Source organism: Pinirhizobacter soli, from assembly GCF_015905305.1.
Classification (GTDB): Bacteria; Pseudomonadota; Gammaproteobacteria; order Xanthomonadales; family Rhodanobacteraceae; genus Pinirhizobacter; species Pinirhizobacter soli.
In genome coordinates, this window is sequence record NZ_JADZLQ010000003.1 from 51,746 (window position 1) to 67,420 (window position 15,675).

At 61.3% G+C, this 15,675-nt stretch carries 9 protein-coding genes; 3 read left to right on the forward strand and 6 right to left on the reverse strand.

What is annotated here, in order from left to right:
* Nucleotide 1: 1 nt before the first annotated feature.
* From NDK18_RS13705 to NDK18_RS13720, 4 genes are all read right to left on the reverse strand, one after another.
* Nucleotides 2-259: a DUF4267 domain-containing protein gene (locus NDK18_RS13705; protein ID WP_345777086.1), complete on the reverse strand. Its 258-nt coding sequence runs from the start codon at nucleotides 257-259 to the stop codon at nucleotides 2-4.
* A gap of 11 nt (nucleotides 260-270) precedes the next feature.
* Entirely contained in the window at nucleotides 271-3,249 is a 2,979-nt protein-coding gene (locus NDK18_RS13710; protein ID WP_250628066.1) for a TonB-dependent receptor plug domain-containing protein, read from the reverse strand.
* Nucleotides 3,250-3,351: 102 nt separating this feature from the next.
* On the reverse strand, nucleotides 3,352-4,407 hold the full coding sequence (locus NDK18_RS13715) for a glycosyl hydrolase family 18 protein (protein WP_250628067.1): 1,056 nt from the start codon (nucleotides 4,405-4,407) through the stop codon (nucleotides 3,352-3,354).
* The gene (locus NDK18_RS13720; protein WP_425600646.1) at nucleotides 4,404-6,110 is read right to left on the reverse strand and encodes an alpha-L-fucosidase; all 1,707 of its coding nucleotides are present in this window, start codon (nucleotides 6,108-6,110) and stop codon (nucleotides 4,404-4,406) included. Before NDK18_RS13720 ends, NDK18_RS13715 begins: the two co-directional genes overlap by 4 nt.
* Before the next feature lie 369 nt (nucleotides 6,111-6,479).
* Here NDK18_RS13720 and NDK18_RS13725 point away from each other — a divergent pair, with 369 nt between their 5' ends.
* A complete protein-coding gene (locus NDK18_RS13725; RefSeq protein WP_250625968.1) occupies nucleotides 6,480-7,253 on the forward strand; it encodes an IclR family transcriptional regulator in 774 nt (257 codons plus the stop codon).
* A gap of 115 nt (nucleotides 7,254-7,368) precedes the next feature.
* Here NDK18_RS13725 and cls read toward each other — a convergent pair whose 3' ends face one another.
* Nucleotides 7,369-8,637 (reverse strand): cardiolipin synthase, encoded by a 1,269-nt coding sequence (gene cls, locus NDK18_RS13730; RefSeq protein ID WP_250628069.1) that lies wholly within the window; start codon nucleotides 8,635-8,637, stop codon nucleotides 7,369-7,371.
* Between the two features lie 150 nt (nucleotides 8,638-8,787).
* Nucleotides 8,788-13,329 carry an autotransporter domain-containing protein gene (locus NDK18_RS13735; protein WP_250628070.1) on the reverse strand — a complete coding sequence of 1,514 codons (4,542 nt, stop codon included), beginning with the start codon at nucleotides 13,327-13,329 and terminating at the stop codon, nucleotides 8,788-8,790.
* A 312-nt stretch (nucleotides 13,330-13,641) separates the two neighbouring features.
* Here NDK18_RS13735 and NDK18_RS13740 point away from each other — a divergent pair, with 312 nt between their 5' ends.
* Nucleotides 13,642-14,544: a LysR family transcriptional regulator gene (locus tag NDK18_RS13740; protein WP_250628071.1), complete on the forward strand. Its 903-nt coding sequence runs from the start codon at nucleotides 13,642-13,644 to the stop codon at nucleotides 14,542-14,544.
* Nucleotides 14,545-14,682: 138 nt separating this feature from the next.
* Nucleotides 14,683-15,672, forward strand: a complete 990-nt coding sequence (locus NDK18_RS13745) for a zinc-dependent alcohol dehydrogenase family protein (RefSeq protein WP_250628072.1) — start codon at nucleotides 14,683-14,685, stop codon at nucleotides 15,670-15,672.
* Nucleotides 15,673-15,675: the final 3 nt, after the last annotated feature.

A 15,675-nucleotide genomic window follows, 5' to 3' on the forward strand; every position in this document is an offset into this window, starting at 1 on the left:
TTTACTTGGCACCGAAGATGAGGCATGCACCCGTTGCGACGATGACCAGTCCCGTAAACCCATGAATACCCAGGGCGGCGCCCTTCTTCCCAGCGTATCGAAGGACGGTCGCCATATCGCCAAAGGCGATCAGGCTCGCAACGAGCATGAGTTCGCCGAGCAATCGCGGTGATCCATTAGCCATCAGCAGAAGGACAAAAAGACCGGGCGGATGGTTAGCGGCCTCCGTCAGAAGGCCGCTGGATGGGTAAGGACTCAGTCAAGCCAGCTTCAATCAAGCTTGTAGTCGAACGTCAGGAATATTTCGCGACCGTTGTACTCACTAGCGGTCTGCCCTGTCGTAACGAACTCGAAGCCACCGGCATAGTATGGAATCGAGCCGACCTTGTTGAAGATGTTGGACACGGTAAGCTTCAACTTGGTGTCCGGGTTCATCTGCCAGCCAACTGAGGTGTTCCAGGTGATCCACACCGGCGTCCGGCCCTGGTACGTGGTGGAGTCGCTGACGGTCACTGGATTGCCATCGAGCGTTACCTGGCATATGCCGGTACTAACCGCCTGGCCGCCATTGGGCACCGTCACCATGCCCGGCTGGATGCCATTGGGCAGCACGGTGCAGCCGCCATAGTTGGGAGCGCGCATGCTGCCGTCGCGCACGCCGGAGATCGACACGTTCCAGTCACCCTTGTTCCAGTCGCCGATCCAGGTGACCCGGCTCGCCACGTTCTGGTAGCGGGTGTTCTGCAACTCATCGGAAGCCAGTACACGCTGCTTGTACGAGAGATTATTGGTGTAGTTGATACCGGCACGGAAGTCACCGTAACCGTCGGTGTGCATCTTGTAGTCCAGCGAGGCATCCACGCCGCTCACGTACAGCGAGGCCTCGTTGATCGGGCCCGAATGTACGGTAACGACCTGGCCGGCCGCATTGCGCTGAACCATCTGGGTCACCATCTGGCAATACGCCGAACCCTGCACATGCGCCGTATAGGGCGACAAACCGGATGTGCCGTTCGGCTTGAAGCCGGTAAGGCAGCCGGCCTCGTCGTTCAGCACGGTGTTCTGGTCGAGGTACTGGATGGCGTTGTCCACGCCCATGTGCCAATAGTCGGCGGACACGGACAGGCCCTGCACGCCCGGAACCTGCCAGACGAAACCATAGGTCCATGAGCGGCCCGTCTGCGGCAACAGCAGGCGGCTGCCATTGGTGTACAAGGTGTAATACTGCGAGGTCGGCCTCTGCACCTGGTTGCACCAGGTGTTGTTGCTCTGGCCAGCCTTGATGGCGTTGATGCACTGCAAGGGATCGATGTAATCGCCGACCGGCGAGGTGGAGCCGGTCAGGTAGATGGCCTGCATGTCCGGCGCCTTGAAGTTGGTGCCGTAGCTGCCACGAAGCAGCAGACTGTCGAGCGGACGCCATTCCAGGGCCGAGCCCCAGGTGCGGGCGACGTCGGCGCTGCTGGCATCGTTGTACTTGTCCAGGCGGCCGGAAATGGTCCAGGTCACCGAATCGAGCACCGGTACACGGAATTCGGAGCCCACCGAATATCGCTGGCGGGTGCCGCCACCGGTGAGGTACGCCCCGAATGGGTTCTGGAACGTGCTCGGGTCGAGCCCGCGCACGTCGGGCGAGAGCTTGAAACCGTTGTGCGCAGCTTCCACCACGGCCGCCCAGCCCACCGACTCGTCCACCCACGGGAACTTGAACAAGTCGCCATTGAGGCGGAACTGTGCCTGGTCCAGCCACGACGACGACGTGTTCTCGCCATTGACCGCAAACTGGCTGTATTGCGCTGGCGTGATCGGGTTCCACCACTGCTGCCAGTTCATGGCGTAAATGGGCAAGCCGTCGGCAGTGGTGCCCTGCTGCTTGCCAAGGAAGAAGTCGTTCATGCCCTGGGCGTTATACGCGGTGTAATCCTCGCGCACGATGTACTTCTGGCTATTGAGGTTCAAATCCCAGTTGAACTTGCCGTCGAATATGGTGCCCCGCACGCCGGCCTGCAGGTTCCAGTTCTGCTCACGATCGTGGGTATTGGCCGAGGTGCCCATTTCCTGCGCGGTCAACTGGCGGATGGCCTGGTGGATCACCTGCCCCGTGCTCTGGTCGTAGAACTCCCCGGTGCCGAAGGCGTTCAACTGGGTGTTGGAGATGCCCACCGTGTCGTACAGGGCCGCCGAGCCATAGAGCTGCAAGCCGTTGGAGAAGTCGTACTCGCCGGCCAGGTAACCATTGTTGCTGCGGCTGCCGGGTGTCAGCACCCAGTTCTGGAACAAGGCTGGCTGCGAACAGTAGTAACCATTGTTGGTCACGCCACTGATCTGCGTGCCATTGGTGGTGACGGTATGCGACTGGCTCAGCTGCGAGTTGGTGAACTTCCCGCAGGTGCCCGCCGGCGGCGTAAGGTACTGGCCATTGCCGTTCATCGCCGAAAGAGCGACGGCGCCGGCCGCGTCGTACTGGTAGCCGAACATGCGCGCAGCCGGGCCCCAGGCGCCATAGCCTGCATCGGATACCGAGTCCTGGTACGGACGGTCCATGCCCCACAACGCCGTTCGGTTGGACTTCTCCAGGTTGTAGAGGATGTGCCAGTTGTCGCCGGACTTGCCACCGAAGAAGTTGATGTCGCCATACGCGCGGCCACCGCGCGTGGCGCCGCCACCGGTCACCTGCAGTTCGTCACCCTGGTAGTTCTTCTTCAGGATCACGTTGACTACACCCGCCACTGCGTCCGAACCGTAGATCGACGAGGCGCCGGACGCCAGGATCTCGATATGGTCGATCATGCCGGTGGGGATGTTGTTGTAGTTCTGGAAGTTGCTCTGCTTGCTCAACGGCTGCGGGTAATCCACCACGCGATGGCCGTCGATCATCAGCAGGCTGAAGCCAGGCCCCAATCCGCGCAGGTTGACTGAGCGCGCATTGACCGAGCTGGAACCCCAGGCCGCCGAGTCCTGAATCTGCTGGCCCACCTGCGGCAACGAATCGAGGAATTCCCACAGCGTGGTGAAGCCTTGCTGCTTGATCTGCTCGCCGGTGATGCTGACCACGGGAGCCGGTCCCTCCACTTCCACGCGCGGGATCATCGAACCGGTAACCGTGACCCCTTTCAGTTCCACCGCCTTGTCCGGCTTGCTGGATGACTGCGCGTCCGATGACGCCTGCTGTGCGAAAACATGTGGCGTGAAAAGCGCCAGCGCCAAGGAACTGGTGAGTACGCGGCGCCGTAAACAGACCTTATTCATGATTAACCCTCCCCGGGAAGCATTAATGTGTGACTGCTTTTTTGTATTGCTTTCGCACCAGCCGCCGTGCCTGTCTCCCTACGAGGCTACGACCTGCCGGGTCTACCTGACTGCATCGGGCAATGTTTCCCAGACTTTTGGATCTTCCGCACCTAGCACCCAGGCGCAGAACCCTTGCAGGTCATACTGCTTCGCTACGTCGTAGCGATCGCGAAACGCTCGTGCATCCGGCAGAAATACCCACTCGCGCATCTGGTCGCGATAGAAGTAGAACCACGATTCATGCTCGACCGGGTCCCATTGCATGGTGACGTTGAACTGCTTGGCCAATGGAAAGGATTCGTCGGCGTCGATGTAGTCGGCCGAAATATTCGAGCTTTCCTTACCGTCCTCGCGCACAGGATTGCCGGTAAACCAGTGGTAGCCGTAGAGGCCGATGCCTAGCGAAAGTTTTTCCTTGGGCACCACCTTGAGCGCGTACTCCAGGTTTTCCATGACCCATGGCATGCCTGCCACCGGGCCTGGGGTGGTCCACCGGGTGTGCTGGTCATAGGTCATCAGGCAGACCAGGTCGAGCACCTGGCCGAGCGCCTTGAGGTCGTACGCGCCACGCCAGTATTCCCACATCCATTTACCGAATGGTCCCCGGCCCGCATAGCCAGGCGCGTTGGGCACCACCGCCATCGAGAGTTTCAGGCCGTTCTTGTGCAACGCCTCGGCCGTTTGCCTGGTCAGCAGCGTCAAAGCGTCGCGATCAGTCCAGGCGATATTCTCGAAGTCGAACTGGAACCCGACAAAGCCGTACCGCTTCGCCTGTACGATCATGCCGTCGATCATGGCCTTCTTGGCTTTTTCGCTGGCCATCAGGTCATGGAACTTCTTGCGATCGCCGCCCGCCGAGATGATCGGCATTACCGGCAACCGATGCGCCTTGGCAAGGTCCAGAACATAGGTATTGGGTGCGCCGGAAACCAGGCCGTTTTCGTCGACACCGAACCAGGTCGGAACGAGCAGGTCGATCTTGTCGATATGCGCTTCGAACGAGTTGATCGATTTCTGCGTTTCCATCATGTAGAACAGCGCACTTGGCGTTTTGGCAAGCACGCTCAACGGCAACATGCCAAAACACGCAATCAAAACCAATGACCGAAATTTCATGGGGCCGCCTTGGACGAGGTCGGTGGGGACAGCGTGATGCGATAAACGTATGCATCCGTACCGACAGGGTGAGCGGGAAGACGCAGATGCAGGCCTTTCGCGTCCTGGGTGAAGGGAACGATGCCGCCACCTAGCAGCTCGACACGCGACACAGCATCAGCCGGCTTGATCGAATGGATCGTCGTGGTCGCCGTTGCCGGCCAACCCAACTCGATCGCATAAAGCTTCCCGTTGTCCGTCGTGAAGCGAAAATCCTGCGGTGTATAGGGCTTGGTCTTGACGTCCTGGAACGATCCGCCCACGACTTCGGTCGGACCTTCACCGTAGGTCCGCCATGGCTTGCTGCCGTAGATGGCCTCGCCGTTGAGCTTCAGCCAGCGCCCGATGTTCTTGAGCGTATCCTGCGCGGCCTGCGGGATCGTACCGTCCGCACGCGGCCCGACATTGAGCATCAAGTTACCGTTCTTGCTGACTACATCGACCAACAGATGAACGATGAACGTCGGCGACTTGTAGGTGTCGTGATCGATATAGCCCCACGACTCATTGCTGATGGATGTATCGGTCTGCCAATGGGTCGGATGGATACCCGACAGCTGACCACGCTCGATATCAAGCGTACCCGCGCCTTCCGGAAAGTCGCCAAGCTTGTAGTTGACCACCACGCCATCGCGCCTGGATCCTTCGTTGTAGTAATACGAAAGCAGGGTTGGCAAGGTATTGCGGAATGTCGGGTGGCCGATCCACCAGTCGAAGTAGATGATGTCCGGATGATAGTTGTCGATCAGCTCCGCGGTCCGCGCAAGCCAATCGTCCAGCCATGCCTGTGAAACGTAGGTCCAATCCGCTGCCAGGTTCTCATCCTGCTTGCTCAGGTGAGCCACCGCCGGCCCGTAGAGCTCGGCATTGCGTGGATCGTTCACGTCCGAATCGAAGCGGCGGCCGCCATCGAAGAACCAGTCGTGCTCCGCGCGATGGGACGACACGCCAAAACGCATGCCCTGTGCTCGTACCGCCTTTTCCAGTTGCCCGATGACATCGCGATGCGGGCCCTTCTTTACCGCTGTCCAATCCGAAAGCGAGGAGTCGTACATGGCGAAACCGTCATGGTGTTCGGCCACCGGCACGACATAGCGGGCCCCTGCATCGTGAAAGAGCTGCGCCCATGCAGATGGGTCGAAGTGTTCGGCCTTGAACAAGGGCACCAGGTCCTTGTAGCCAAATGTCGATTGCGGGCCATAGGTCGCCACATGATGGGCGAACTCTTTTGTCCCCTGCTGATACATGTTGCGCGAATACCACTCGCTGCCAAAAGCCGGGACGGAATAAACGCCCCAATGGATAAAGATGCCGAATTTGGCATCGTCGTACCATGTCGGCGAACGGTATTGCTGCAGTGATGTCCAGTCGCTTCGGAAAGGTCCTTGGCTGGCGCCTTCGGCTACGCGATCGAGAATGACCTTGCGCTGCGATGCAAACTTGGCGCTTGCCTGCTGCCAGGCCGCATCCTGTGCCGAGGAGGACAGTTTGTCGGCAGTCGGCGCGGTCGGCGACTGGGCCATGGCCGCTCCGCAGAGCAGCCAGCTCGCGATGAAAAGGTAGCGAGCAAGGGTTCGTCGCATCGAGGCGACGCCATGCCATCTCCCCGTCCCGTGTCCACGACCCGGACGTGCTCCACATTTTGACGGCTGCTCGATCTGCATGAACCATGGCCCCGTTCGACAACGTTGTCACCGCCCCCTCTCCGGCGCCTTTGGCGCCCCTACCCTAGCCGTTCATTAGCGAACTTATAGTTCACTGGTGGTCCGGCAGGCACAATATGCTCCGAAAAATCAAGCATTTCAATGCTGCGTCGCAACGTGGGTCCGATCGCATAAAAACCGGGGGTTCCGTATCCCTACGCGGGCGCCGGTCACCTGGACCGGTGGCTCAGAGAGTCTTTTTTTGTCCATACGACAAATTCGGAATAGGCCTTCCCGGGGCGCAGTTGCATCCCCATGATTCGACTGGAGAATGTGCAAATATGAACTTACTATTCATCCACGCAACCGCCTTTGATGCCACGGAATGACATGACTGCCGAGTCCCCCAAGTACCGCGCTCCCGCTCTCGACAAGGGGCTGGATATCCTGGAACTGCTCGCAAAGGCGGTTACGCCGCTGACGATCGCGGAAATATCCGAGGGCGTAGGACGCTCACGCAGCGAAATCTTTCGCATGCTCCAGGTCCTGGAGGATCGCGACTACATCAGCCGCCCTGGCGGGGAAGGCGCGTACTCGATCACTCCCCGCCTGTTTCGTCTCGGAATGGAGCAGCCTCCGGTCAAAAGCCTGGTCGAGACTGCGCTTCCGGTAATGCATAAACTTGCAGAAGAGGTCGAGCAGTCTTGCCATCTGGTGGTGCCTTCGAAAGAGCAGATCGTAGTGATCGCGCGCGTCGACCCTCCTGGCGAGATCGGCCTGGTCGTACGCGTCGGCCACCGCCGCCCCATGTCGCGCTCGGCATCGGGCCACGTCCTGCTGGCATGGCAGGACGATGAGACGCGCGAGCGCTGGTTCAAGACCATGATTGCGCATGAGCCGGACCTGCGCCGCCGGCCTATCGAGACGGCTATTGATGAAATTCGCCAGGCGGGCATTGCGACGATCCCCAGCCAGGTGGTCGATGGCGTTACCGATCTTTCCGCGCCGGTGATCGAGCACGATCGTGCCGTCTGTGCCATGACGATCCCGTTCATCGAGCGGCGCGGATCATCCGTCAACATGACGACGGCCAGGCACTTGCTCATGAATGCAGCAAAAAGGGTTTCCCACATGCTTGCGCATGGCCAAATGAAAGAGGGCTAGGCCATCTATGACTCACTCAACAGCAGCACGGCTTCGGTGAGGGTGTAAATGCCGGGGCGTTCATTCGCCGATCCGTTTAAGGTGCGCGCAGCCTTCCCGTTCGCCGGGCACCGACTTATAGCTGCGACTCGAACGGCAGCATCATCGCTTCTCCCAGCTTCTGCCACAGGGGCCGACGGTGCCACATGTCCAGGGTATATCCCTTGGCATGCCGCAGGTCGGCTTCGAACACCCCGGTCATCGTGGCGCCGAAGGCATCCGAATACACATTCAGGCTGGCCTCGTCGTTGAGGTTGAACGAGCGCATGTCAAAGTTGGTGGAGCCCACCGACACCATGTGGCGGTCCATGATCAGCACTTTGTTGTGCATCATGGTGGGCTGGTATTCGTAGATTTCCACGCCGGCGGCCAGCAGGACGCCCCAGGTGCGCCGCGAGGCCATGCGCACCAGCTTCGAATCGATGTATTTCCCTGGAACCAGGATTCTTACCCGGGCGCCACGGTCGCGCGCGGAGAGGATCGCCTTGATGGTGATGTCGTCGGGAATGAAGTACGAGGCCTCCAGGTCGAAGCTTTCCTTCACTGCGGCGATGGCCAGCAGGTACATCATGTGCATGCTCGAATTGCCACCCGCGGCGGGTGAGCTCACGAACAGGTGCATGGCCTCGTCGGCCACGGGCTCCAGTTCCGGGTAGTAGCCATCGCTGTGCTGCACGGTACCGGTGGTCTTGATCCAGTTGTCCATGAAACAGGCCTGCATCTGGGCGACCACCGGGCCTTCGACGCGAAAGTGGATATCGCGCCAGTGCTCCGGATCTTGCGCATGGCCCGTCCATTGGTCGGCGATACCGACGCCACCGGTGAAGCCGATCCGGCCATCCACCACCAGCATCTTGCGGTGGGTACGGTTGTTCATGCGGGCCAGGTTGAACCAGCGCAACGGGTGGTAGCGCTCCACTTCCACGCCGCCATCGCGCAACTCATCGAGCAGGCGCTTGTCCATTTTCTCGCTGCCGGCCCAGTCCAGCATCACGTGGACCGTCACCCCGGCCTGGGAACGTTCCTTCAGGGCGTCGGCGAATGCCTTGCCTGTCTTCCCGGACCAGTAGATGTAGGTTTCGAAAGTGATGGTGCGAGTGGCCGAACGTATCGCCGCGAGCATGGCCGGGAAGATCTCGTCGCCGTTCTGCAGCGCCGTGACGCGGTTGCCCTCCAGTACGTCCGGCCCGAGCATCGCATCCATCTCCAGCCGGAACTGCGGGTCGCGTACCGCGTGGCAATGCTTTACCGGGAAGCGGATGCTCTTTTCCGGTTTATGGAAGTTGGTCGCGACGATGATGGCCACGGCGGTGAGCAGGGCGGTGATGACGATCACGGTCCACATGAAGGGCCGGCTTCCTCGGGTTGGGTGCGCGTACGGTAGCCGGCAAGGCCGCAAGACGAGGTGAGCGCCGCCCCAGCGCTACGTCTTCACTTGGCTAACCGGCCAACCTTGCCGTACCGCTACCGCTTGGACAGCGCGCATAGCGGGAACTTACAACGCCATCACCCAGTGCGCCGACAGCACTTGGGACTGGTCGCGCTGTCCATTCTCGTAGTCGTAGCCGAAGTTGAGCGACGTACGCGCCGACAAGGTGGCGTTGAGGCCGAGGTTCAGTACGCCGCTGTAACGCGACAGGCCGATACCGACCAACGGCTGGAATTGCTGAAGGCCGACGAAGCTGGCGTTGAACTCATCACCATGCGAAGCGAGCGTGCGACGGAATTGCGCACCCACGGTGAAGTCCACGCCGCGGCCGCCGTCGAGGGTCCAGTGACGAGCCGCCCGAAGGCCCACACCGGCCTGCAAGCGATCGAGTGTCTGCCCATCCGCGCGCAGGCCGAAACCGCTGGCGCCCTGCTCGGTGAAGCCACCACGTTCGATGCTCGCGTATTCCACGTTGACGAACGGCATGATGCGGCTGCCAGCGACGTCCAGGTGCAGGCCCGTTTCACCGTAGGCGACGTTGTAGTTGCCGCTGTAGTTCGTCGATACCCCATCGGCGCTCGTGCCCAGCAACAGCTGGCGGCTTACGTCCTGCTGGAAATGGCCGAAGCCGATGCGGCCCTGGGTATACCAGTTGCCGTTGAGCCACCCGGCGTACAACATGCCTTCGGTGCTTCGGCTGCGGTTGTGATCGTAGCTCTGGTCGAGCTGCTGTTGCCCCTGGCTCTGGCCGAAGGCGAAACCCGCCACGCCCGAACTGCCGAGCTGCCGGTCGTTACCGACCAGCCAGCCATTCAACTGGAATCCGACGCCGTCGTAGCCCGCGCGGCCCATGTTGCCGCCGACGTTGAGGTTCTGCGTCCACGCGCCGAAGCCGGCTTTCTTCCCCAGCACTTCGTCAAAGTGATCCGACAACGCACGGCCGGAAGCGTCGATGGCTTCGAACGTCATGGCCGCGCTGGCCGCGTGCAGCTGGCCCGACAGGCTCTGCAACGACGCTTGCGCCGCCTGCAGCGTGGGCGCCTGCTGGAATTGACCGGCAGCCTGGAGGAAATCGCTCGATACGCTCGCCATGTTGCCTGCGGCGATCTTGCTGTTGAGCTGGGTAAAGACGCCCTGCACGCGCTGCGCGCTGCTGAACGACGTGGGCGTGTACGAAACGCCGTTGCCCGCGGCGGCTGTCGTCACGTTGAGGCCCGTGGTGTCGAGCCACGCGCTGTTTGCGTCGTAGCTGATCGTGTTCGCGGTGAACACCACGCCGGTGTCCTTTACCAGCTGGCCGAAGGTGCCGGTGAGCCCACTGGCGGCCGTCAGCACTTCGGTATGCGTGTTGCTCACGTAGCCGCTGTCGGCGCCGGTGATCTCCAGCGTACCGCCGCCCAGCGTCGCCGCGCCGGTGACGGCGAGTTTGCTGCCAAGATTCAGCGCGAGCGTGCCCGTCGAAGGCTGGTTGTAGGTGCCAGCGACCGCGGTGTCGCCGTTGTGCACAACGACCTTGCCCGCGTTGAAGAGGTTCCCGCCGATGCTGGGAACACCCGGATGCACGGTCGCGCCTGAGAAGCCATCCAGGGTACCGGCCTGGTTCACGGTCACGCTGCCGGGCAGTGCCTGCATGGCCATCAACGAGCCCGAATTGATTGTCGTGAGGCCTGTATAGGTGTTGGGGCCTTCAAGAATCAGCTCCGCCGAACCGTTCTGCGTAACAGAACCCGTTCCTGAGATCAGCGGGCCGAAAATCGACAGCGAGCTGTCGAACACGAGCGAGCCGTTATTCACCACGTTAGACTCAACTATTGTGGACCCCGTCGTGGCGCCCGGCTGGTTCCCCGTATTGTCGATCTGCAACGTCCCGCGCTGGATTTCGATGGTCGCGGGACTGATGTCGTTGCCAGCCAGCAGCAGCGTCAGTGTTCCCGTGCCGGCCTGAACGAGGGAGCCGTTGAACCCTTGCGTGTTCTCGCTCGTGATCGTGCCATTGAATACCACGTCATCACTACGGTCGAACACGAGGCTGCCGTGGTAGACGTCGATGGGTAGCGTGGACCCGATCCAGCCTGTCGTACCTCCATCGCCAATCTGCAAGGTTCCGCCATTGATCGAGAGGGAACGTGGCGTCAGATCGTCGTTGTCGATCACCCAGGTTCCGGCCGTCGGGCCGGTCATGAAACCATTGAACGTGGTGTGGCCGAGGACCGCCTGCGAATAGGACTGCGTGATTCCCGCCACACCGTTCAGCGTCAGGGACGACATGTTATTCGTGCCAATACCCAGGTCGCCGTGGATCGTACCCCCGGGCGACAAGGTCACGTTATTGCTCGAGGTGGGGAAGAGCTGTACGTTGCCGATGATCGTTCCAGCGTTCGACAGGGTCACGCCTCCGTCGATATTGCTCGGTGTATACGCGTTCGAGTCGACATAGATGGCGCAGTTTCCGGTCGCGCAGTCCACCGCCGTGGGCACGGTTGTTTCTATCGTCGAGCCGGCGCCGTTGGTGACATTGCCACCGTGTTGCATGTAGAGCGCCGTCGTCGGGCTCGAAATCGTGGCGCCGCCGGTATTGGTGACACTGCCGCTATTGCCCAGGATTTGCACGGCCATGCCGCTGGCGGACGTGATCGTGCTGCCGGCGCCATCATTGCTGACGCTGCCGCCATTCAGAAGCTTGACGGCGCCAAGGCCGCCGCTCACGGTTCCGCCCGCTGTGTTCGTGACACTTACGGCCCCGCCGTAGACAGCGATGCCCGCAACGGATCGGATGATGCTGCCGACGCCGTCATTGCCGACCTGGCCGCTATAATCCAGTTCCGCGGCAAAGTCCCCACCTTCGACCAGTCCGCCGGTGCTGTTCATCACTGAGGCTGAGTCGCCAGTGAGCAGGATGCCCGCATGATTGCCCGAAATATGCGCGCCATCATGATTCAACACCTGGGTGTTACCACCGTAGGTGAAGTTGCTATCGATGCCGATGTTTACGTTGCCGCCCACCGTTCCAGCGTTGTCCACGACGCCATTTCCCTGCAGCACGATGTGGTTCTCTATCGCGATGCCGTGGTCCACCTGCAATGTGGATGCCGGGTTGAAGTATTGGTGATCATTGGCGTTGCCAACCGTGACATCTCCGCCGCCGAGGGTTGCACCCAGGTCGAGGATCAGCGTGCCGGCTTTCACCATCGTGCCACCGCTGTACGTGCTCTGGCCGATAAGCGTGAGTGAGCCCGCGCCGTCTTTCACCAGATTGCCCGTGCCGCTCACGGTTCCCGCGTATCCCGCGTTGTCGCTTCGGTTGAATGCAAGCGTCGCGTTGTCGGTGACATCACCCATGATCGAGCCGGTAGCGCCGCCGTTGCCGACCTGCAGCGTGCCGCCGCTGATCGTGGTGCCTCCGGTGTACGTATTGTTGCCACCCAGCACCAAGGTACCGGCGTCGGTCTTGACCAGCATCGTGGATCCGGCAAGCACGCTGTTGATCGTGGCGGTATAGCCTGCGCCGGCCTGGGTGCCGTCGCCGACACGGAAGATCGACTGCGAGCTATTCGCCTGGGTACTGCCACTCAGTTGTATAGCGTCGCCCTGAATCAAATAGCCATTGGCGGCAAACTGCATGCCGCCCGCGTTCACGGGGCCGTTGGCATCGCTCACTGTCACGGTGCCCGGCGTGCCCTGGAAGATGGCGAACGTGCCGTTGTTGAAGCGCGAGTTCACGGCCCCACTGGCGTCGGTCCAGCTCGTGTCCGGCCCGCCTGCCACCCAGTTGCCACTGCCGCCGTCGATCACGTTGTTGCCCTTCGGGCCCGCACCGTCCCAGAAGCTGAAATTCATGCCCTGGGTATCGATCAGGTTCACCTGGTGGGCGACGCCGGTCTGCAGGGCCCAAATGGTGGACGACAGTGAGCCGAGGGACAGACCGTTATCTACCAGGCTGCCGTCGTAGTTGATGAGGCGATGCACACCCGGGCCAAGATCGCCACCGGAGGCCACATTGACGTTGAGCGTGCCAGCAAGGGTAAGGTTACCCTTGACGTTGATGAGGTCGCTGGCCTGCGTGCCACCAGAGGCCTGGGCAAAATCAAAATTCAGCTGGGAGCCTGCATTCAGTTGCGAGGCGGCGGTGAGGATCAGGTTGCCGTTGATGGTCAGCGTGCCAATGCTGCCCTGCTGGCCGGGCGCGAGTGTCGCGTTGCTGCCAACGGTGACATCGCCGCCAATGATGCCGCTGCCACCCAGCGTGGCGCCGGGTGCGACGGTGGTCGCGCCCTTTGCCGCGGACTGGTTACCGTTGACGTAGAGCGAGCCCGCATTCACTTGGGTTGCGCCCGTGTACGTGTTGGTCCCCGTGAGCGCCAGGGTGCCGTCGCCGCCCTTCACTACATCGACCGAGCCGCCGAGGTTATCGGCGACGGTGGTGGTCGCGTTGGCACCGACGTCGATCGCCCCGCCGGAGTAGCCGGCGGGTGTACCCGGATTGGTCGGGGGCGATGGGGTCGACTTGACGTTGCTTCCGCCACCTCCACCGCCACACGCCGAGAGGCCTAGTGCCATCATCACGGCCAGGGCGAGTGCGCCCGGCGTATTCCATTTGCCCACGATCATCCGATCGGATGCTCCCGCTCCGCGCCATGCTTCCATTTCGTATCCCCCCTGGTAGCGGCATCTTGCCGTAACCGTCTGACGCATACCAGTGGGCACGGACGCAGCACCAAGTTGTCCCTGCCCGTTCGTAAGAACATGCGCGCGTGTGGGCGCCGATGGCTGGTTGCACAAAATCAGAATCGATCAACAGGGGAATGAAGATGAAGATATGGTTGGCGGTTTCGCGGATGCGCGCGGAGGGAATTCCGCGTATCGAGCCGATGAGGGCTTTGCATCTCGATCCTTGTATGCTTATTCCAAAGGAGCATAAATATGGATCGCCTAGCCTCCCTCGAGATCTTCGTTCGGGTTATCGAAACGGGATCCTTTTCCGCAGCAGCGCGATACCAGGGTATCGGGCAACCGGCCGCTTCCAAGGCCATCAGCCAGCTTGAGGAATGGCTGGGGGTACGGCTGTTGCTGCGCTCGACCAGAAACCTGACACCCACCGAGGCCGGGCTTAGTTTCTACCAGCATGCCAAACGGACGGTGGAGGACGCCGATGAAGCCGTGCGAGCGGCGCGAGGATCCGCGAGCGGCCTGGATGGCCGCCTGCGGGTGTCGGCACCGGTCTGCTTTGCCAGGCTCCACATCATCCCGCAGCTTCAACGTTTCCTGGACAAACACCCCGACCTCGATCTCGACCTCAGGCTGGACGAGCGCCACGTCGACCTTGTGGACGAGGGGATAGACGTCGCCCTGCGCATGGGAGACCTGGCGGATTTCTCCATGCCGGCCCGCAGGATCGGCCAGGCTCGACGTTTGTTGATAGCCACGCCCGCCTACCTCGCGCAGCATGGAACGCCGTCCTCGCCCAGTGAGCTTCTAGACCATCAGCTGGTGATCTATACGCATGATGGAGTCGGCGAAGCCTGTACGTTTCGACGGGAAACCGAGGAGGCCACCATCACTCCAAGGGGCCGCATCAGCATCACGGCTTCCGAGGGCGTGCGCGCAGCCGTCCTGGCCGACATCGGCTTGACGATCGCATCGGAATGGTCGTTCACACCGGAATTGGTTTCAGGTGCCGTCGTCCCCGTCATGGTGGATTGGGTCCTCGCGCCGGTTGCGCTCTCCGCCGTCTTCCCTACTGGCCGGCTGGTGAGCGCCAAAGCCCGGGAATTCATCGCCTTCGTCGAAAGCTGCCTTCAGCCGCGCGCCGCACTCGCCGCCTGAGTTAAAGAGGCGATGCTCGACCATTCATGCTGATTTGGAATGAGCGCTAGTCCAGACCATCGGCTAGTTACGCGCATCGGGCGGACCTATCTTTATTCGAGCGATCGCAATTCCGCGACGCTGGAAAGAAGGTGGCCCATGTCCCGCATTGTCCGTTTCGCCGCGTCCGGCGGCCCCGAAGTCCTTGCATTTGAAGATGTGGTTGTTCCCGACGCCGGTCCCGGCGAGGTCCGTATCCAGGTCAAGGCGATCGGCATCAACCGCGCGGAGGCGATGTTCCGCGAGGATGCGTATATCGAGTCGCCCAACTTGCCAGCGCAACTCGGTTATGAGGCTGCTGGCGTCATCGATTCCATCGGCGAGGGCGTGACCGGATTTGAGCTCGGTGACGTAGTCAGCACTATTCCAGCTTTCTCGATGAATCAGTACGGCATGTACGGCGAGGTGGTCCTTGCGCCGATCCATGCCGTCGTCAAGCATCCGCCATCGCTCTCCCATGAGGAGGCAGCGTCGGTCTGGATGATGTTCGTCACTGCGTATGGCGCCCTGATTGAGAGTGCCAAACTCACGCCGCAAGACGTGGTGTTGATTCCTGCCGCCTCGAGTAGCGTCGGTCTTGCCGCCATCCAGATTGCCAATCTCGTCGGTGCGACTCCCATTGCGCTGACACGCACCCGGGCCAAGCGCCAACAACTGCTCGAGGCTGGCGCCAAGCATGTCATCGTCACCGGCGAGGAGGATCTGGTCGCGGAAGTGCTGAAGATCACGAACGGCAATGGCGCGCGCGTCATTTTCGATCCCGTCGGCGGCGCCTCCTTTCCGAAGCTGATGGAAGTCCTGGCCGTCGAGGGAATCATTCTTCTCTATGGGGCGCTCGACGATGGGGCCACTTCGATTCCCGTCCTCGACTTCCTGGCGAAGCGACAGACGATCAAGGCCCACAATATTTGGCAGACCAGCGGCGATCCCACCCGCTTAAAGGAGTCGGTCCGCTATATCGTTCAAGGATTCGCCAGCGACGCGTTGAAGCCCGTCATCGACAGGGTCTTCCCCTTCGACGAGATCGTGGAGGTTCACCGGTACCTCGAGGCCAACGGCCAGTTCGGGAAGGTTGTGGTAACGGTGTGACAG